The following is a 6224-nucleotide window of genomic DNA, read 5'->3' on the forward strand; positions in this document are numbered from 1 at the left end:
GCCAGCCAGATCCTTCCCCACCTCCCCCGCGCCCAGGCCATCGCCCTGGCCGACACCTGGCACCACACCCTCGCCTACCTCACCCGCCACACCCCACCCCCCACCAACACCACCGACACCACCGACACCACCGACACCACCATCGCCCCAGACCCCACCGCCGCCAGCCTCCCCGCCACCACCCCCAACGCCTACACCGACCTGCTCACCCGCGCGCGACAAGCCGCCGAAGCACAGAACACCTACCGCCTCGACTACCAGGCCATCGCCACCGCCCTCTTCAGCCCCCACACCACCCCCACCCCCGCCCTCCACGCCATCCACACCACCCTCGCCACCCACCTCGCACCCCCCGCCCTCAAAGTCACCCCCGAAGCCGCCAAAGCCACCGCCCGCCTCATCACCACCCTCATGGGCGACCAAGAACCCCACCTCCCCGACCACCCCACACGCACCCAGAAAATCGACTACGCCATCTGGAGCGCCGCCCACACCATCACCCACAGCCACAACAAGAACAAACTGAACATGAGCGCCATCGCTCGCTCCCTCAACGAAGGCCCACTGGAAAACCCCCATGGGGATTTGGTGTTGGGCTGGCTCATGGCCGCCGGCCTCACCGGCGCACTGCACAGCCAGTGGAAGGATTTCAATCAGTTCAAGCCGCTGATCGATGAAATGCATGCCCCCAGAAGACAATTCAAAATCCCCACCTTCACTAAACTCGCTCAGAAGTTCCCCCAGAAATGGGATGAGCGAGAACCGGACCACGACGAGCAGAGTGAGTTTGACCTATGGCACACCTCGATTAGGTATGGCTCCCTGTATATAGGCTGGGGACTGGATGACTCACCGCTCCCCCTGGGCGGTGTCCGCTACCGTCTCGCGCGGGCCGCCCGCGAGGAACGTGAGCGTTCCGGCAGCTCCGATCCGGCGACCATCGCGGCCGGGCTGCTGGGGATGGAGCAGCCCGGCATCGACCAGGTCGTACTCGTGCAGGAGCTCCTGCGCGCGGACTTGAACCTGCAGGACCCGCAGTTCCCGGGACTGGCGCAGATCATCGTGGAAGCCGTCGGCGACAGGCGACCCCCCGCGATTCCCGGGTCTGGCAGCAGCCCGAGAGCAAAGGCGGAATGGGACCAGCTTCCCAAGCCGCAGAGACTCGCCCGCCGTATCGACCTGGCCATCTACACCGCGGCAGACTCCATCGTCCGAACAGGCACGTACCGCGTGAACGATATCCTTCATTCCACCAACCCGGATCGCGTTACATTCGATGCCGATGAAAGATCGTCTTTGGTCGGCTGGCTGGAGGCTTTCGGATTAGAATCCTACCGCCCGACCCGATTCGGCAGACGCGATGTGGTGCGCTTCATGGAGGGGTTCTTCGACGAGATATGGGAAGCCGTCGATGCCGGTGAGGACATCAGCAGCCTCGGCGGCTTCAAGAAATTCGGCGACCAAACGCGCCAGAGCAGAGCGACGAGATACGTTTCCGGTAAGGCGTGGTTGCAGGCGCTGGGGCTGATCGGTGCGCCGATCAGGGCCGGGAGCGTGCGCGGCAGGGTCCTGCAGCGGGTCAAGGAGCTGGTGGATCAGGGCGTGGACGATCCGGCCGAGATGGCGCAGAAGGCGTTCGGGACCAGGCGGGTGTTTCCCTCGCAGGTGGTGGTGGCGCAGCAGATGATGCGGCTGCTCGACCGTGGTCCGGTTTCCACGCGGCTGCCCGAACTGGCGCGGCAACTGGTGTCCTACCACGGGGCGCCGGTGATGGTGCCTCCCGGTGTGGGCAGCACGCTGCAGCAGCGGATCGACTACGCCATCTGGCGGGCCGCCACCGACATCGAGGCCGGGCGGAAGATCGCTCTGGGCCGGCTGGTGGAGCTGGTGTTCAACGGGGCTCCGCACACCAGCGTGCACCCCCCCATGGTGTGGCACGCCACCTCGCCCATCGGGCGCACCGCCCGCCGGTACTTCCTGCTCGGCGTGCTGGCGGCCGCCGGGCTGCGGCCCGCCTACCGGATGGGCTCCTCGGTGGCCCGGAACATGGCCACCATCGTGGGCGAGTTCCAGCTGCAGAAATCCCTCGACGGCGCGGGCGCCAGCCCGCACTCCACCACCGTGGAGATCTTCGCCTACCAGCATGCGCCCCACACCTACCAGTCGTTCGTCTGGGGACTGCTGGAAACCCTCGGCCTGCGCGGCACCCCCCCGCCCCCGGGTGGGCTGCGCGCCCGGATGCACCAGGTTGTCGCCCGGATGCTGGACCAGCACCCCGACGCCACCGCCCAGCAGACCGGCGAACTCCTCTTCAACACCAGCGAACTCAACCCCGAGGCTCTCACCGCCACCACCCTGTGGATGAAGACAGCCACCCCCCGCCGGCTCACCGCACCCCAGCCCACCACCACGGCCAGCGCAGGCGGAGGTATCACGTCGCCGGGCGTGAACGCCTCACTCTCCCGGCAGGCCGGCTACGTCGTCGCCGCCACCCTGCACGCCCGCTCACAGCCCGGCTACACCGGCGACGACATCCCGGCCCTGGTCCAGGACCTGTTCGGCATCGCCACCGACCCCTTCGGCCTGGCCCTGGTCACCGGCATCCTCGAAGGCGCCGCACTGACCGGCCTCAACAACCACCACGACCCCGACCAGGCCCGCACCCTCCTCGGCACCGCCCTCACACTGAGCCAGGCCCGCACCCTGCACGACGACGCCGCCCTGCAAATGGTCCGCCACGGCCGCATCGTCATCTCCCACACCACCGACGGCGTGATCCCCCACCGCCAGCACCACTACCACGCCCGCACCCGCGGCCTGCTCGCCGGCCGCGGCCTGCTGCCCGCACCCCGCCCCGGCACCCCCCTGCACCGCCTCCAGCAGGACATCGTCCAGCACGCCCGCACCATCGAAGACACCCACGGCACCCTCACCCCCGACGACATCGACCACATCGCCTACACCGTCCTGCACGTCACCACCACCCCCGACGACCACCAGCATCACGTCATCAAAGAGCTCCTGCGCCCCCACGGCATCCACGTCACCGAAACCCGCAACCCCGCCACCGGACCCGGCACCCCCCACACCCACCCGGACGACGACCACCCCGACAGCCCCCACCACAGCAACAGCGACAGCGACAGCGACAGCGACAGCGACAGGGGCGACGGCCCCCGCCCCATGGACCTCGACCCCCAGGACACCACCCGCGACCAGCAACCACCCGCCGAGCCCCCCGGCTCGCCCAGCATCCAGGACGTCCTCGAAGGCCGCACCACCACCACCAGCCGCACCATAACGGCCGAAGACCTGGCGGCCGTCGCACTCAACGACCTCGAAACACTGCGCCGACAAGACCCCCAGGAACCCGACCACACCCACGGCTACGACCCCGCCAAGGCCGCCGACTACGCCATGGCACTCGCCCTCGCACCCACCACCCTCACCACACCCCTTAACGCCAAGGACTTCCTCGAGCAGCTTGCCGAGCAACTGAAGACAGGCACGCGCACAGTCATCGCCAGCAGTTTGCTCTTCGGATCCGGTGCCCGCATCAAGCTCCAAGCTGGCAAAAGGTGGGTATCCGCTTCGGTCATGAAAACGACGTTCGATCTCTTCTGGCAGGCGAAAAAGGACCGCGAAACCCCTACCGCACCGAAGGCGGCTCGTCTGTTGATCGGCGACGGACCAGGTGATGCCGTAACTGTCGGCTGGCTGGTGCGCGGCTACTGGATGGCGGCAGGCCTCGGCGACTACTTCATCACCCCGAACGGGGCACGGGACGTGGTACGGAAAGCGGTGTACGAACTGGCCGACATGTTCACCACGGCCGACAAGAAACCCGATCCCCGGCTGATCGCCCAGCGCATCTACGCCGCCGGAGAAGAACCGCTCGAAAACCAGGTCCTCATCGTGGAGGAGTTCTTGCGGCAACACGCCGAGAACCCGGCCCCCCTCACCACGACCTCGGACACCTCCGCACCGACCGACCTCGATGCCATCCCCCTGGACGACCTGGAGAAGCTGCGCGACGCCGCACCCGACCTTCCCGCAGAGCCGTTCAGCGACCCGCGCCTGGCGGCCGACTACGGAACAGCCCTCGCTCTGTCTCACTCCCGCTCTGAGGCTGCCCTCGACCACGCTCCCCACAATAAGTACCTCACTCAGGGCTCCGACAAGTATTTCCACACGGCAGCAGGTTTGCTGTTCGCCGGCGGAGCCAAACTCAAGTTCAACAGAGAGTCCGAGAAACATCTCAACTCAAAATTTCTGCGCCAGAGTATCGATATCGCCTACCAGCAGCAGAGCAGTAACAGGCCTCACACCCCCGCCTCTGCCGCGAAGGCCATGGGGTCAAATGGTGCCGCGATTTATGTGCGGGGTTTCTGGATGGCGGCAGGTCTCGGCGATTACGCCATCACCGAGAACGGTGCGCGGGACGTGGTGCGCAAGGCGGTGCGCAAGCTGGCCGACGCGTTCACCTCTGCCGGCAAGGAGCCTGATGCCTCGCTGATCGCGCAGCGGGTCTACAGCCCCGGGCGAATGCCCGAGGCGCAGCACGTTGTCATGGTTGAGGAGTTTCTGCGGCAGTTCCGTGCGATGGGAGAATTCGGTGGTGCGGCGAGTGACGGTGGCCTGGATACCGTCTCTCTGGACGATTTGGACCGGCTGCGCGGAGCTATGCCTGAGCCGCCGAGGGGTGAGGAATATGACCAAGAGCTGGCGGGCGATTACGCCGCTCACCTCGCCCTGCTGCAGTCGCCGGACGACCCTCCCATCGAACCCTCCGCTCACGCAAAACACTTCGCCCCGCCCACGCTTAAAGACAGCAAAAAGCAGATCATACTCAGCCGTGCTGTGCTCTTCGCCTCCGGCGCCCAGGTGACCATGGGAAGAAACAACAAATCGGAGGTCACGGTGGACAGGATGAGGCCGGTCTTCGCTCTGGCCGGGCAGGTGGGTGACAAGGGCAAGCCGCTCACCATGTCGGAGGCGGGGTTCAAGATCGGCAACATGAGTGCCAAGTACGTGGTGCAGGGGTTCTGGCTGGCTGCCGGTCTCCGGGGTGACGGGCCGCGGCAGGGTGGTGCGCGGGATGTGATGCGGAAGGCGGTGGGCACGCTGGCCGATGCCCTGACGTCGGTGGGTAAGGAGCCGGACGCGTGGCTGATCGCGCAGCGTGTCTACGCCCCGGGCATGAAGCCGCGTGAGCAGCAGGTGGCGTTGGTGGAGGAGCTGTTGCGGCAGCGGGAGGAGGCCACGGAGCACGCTCCGCCCGTGGTGGCGGTGCCTGTGGAGGCGGATGGTCTGGGTGGGGTGCGGGTGGGGGTGCGGGTGGAGCATGCGGGGGCGGGCCGGCTGCGGGCAGTGCTGCAGGTCCGGGGGGCCGGCACGGTGGAGGTGCTGCCGGGCGGCACCGGCTGGCAGGAGCTGCCGGCCCCGGTCCGCAAGGTGCTGGGCGATCAGGCGGTGTGGCGGCAGGTGCAGCTGGCGGTGTCGGACGCCTCGGTCGCCTGGCCGCAGCTGGGGTCGCTGATCGGTCACGACGCGCCGGAGTCGGTGGAGCTGGACCGGGCGGGACTCGGCGCCCTGGCGGGCGCGGCGCTGAAGCTGGCCGAGTCGGGGGTGGAGGTGCTCTGGCCGAAGGAGCGGATGAGCTGGCTGTCCTCCACCGTGAAAATCCACCGCACCGGGCAGAACACAGCCTATCGCCCCCCGGACAGCCAGGTGGGCAGCGAAGCGCTCCTCAGCTTCGACTGGCAGCTCTCCCTCGACGACGGCAGCGAGCTGACCGTCGAGGAGATGGACATCCTGATCGCCTCCCAGATGCCGGCCGTTCTGCTGCGGGAGCAGTGGGTGCTCGTCGACGAGGAGGTGGTCGCCAAGGCCCTCAAGGCACGCCGGGCCCTCCAGGGCGGCGGACTACTGCCAGAGAGCCTGGAGGCTGACGCGCAGGACCCGGCGCTGCTCATCGAGCAGGCCGGCCAGCCGCCCCGGACCGGTGAGCAGCTGGTGGTGCCGTCGCTGGCGCGGGAGTTGAAGGACTACCAGGCGCAGGGTGTGCGCTGGATGACGAAGGTGGCCGCGCTGGGCCTGGGCGGAATCCTCGCCGACGAGATGGGCCTGGGCCCACCCCCGCCACCGCCGGTCCGACGCTGGTGGTCGCGCCGCTCTCAGTGCTGAACCACTGGAAGGACGAGATCACCGCCACCGCGCCGGGC

General features: G+C 67.7%; 1 protein-coding gene. It reads left to right on the plus strand.

The annotated features are described in order from the left end of the window. On the plus strand, nucleotides 1–6186 hold a 6186-nt coding region (locus OO54_RS40445), incomplete at its 5' end, for an SNF2 helicase-associated domain-containing protein (protein WP_033212619.1). Between the last annotated feature and the right edge of the window lie 38 nt (nucleotides 6187–6224).

Source organism: Streptomyces wedmorensis (genome assembly GCF_000716445.1).
Taxonomy (GTDB): Bacteria; Actinomycetota; Actinomycetes; order Streptomycetales; family Streptomycetaceae; genus Streptomyces; species Streptomyces wedmorensis.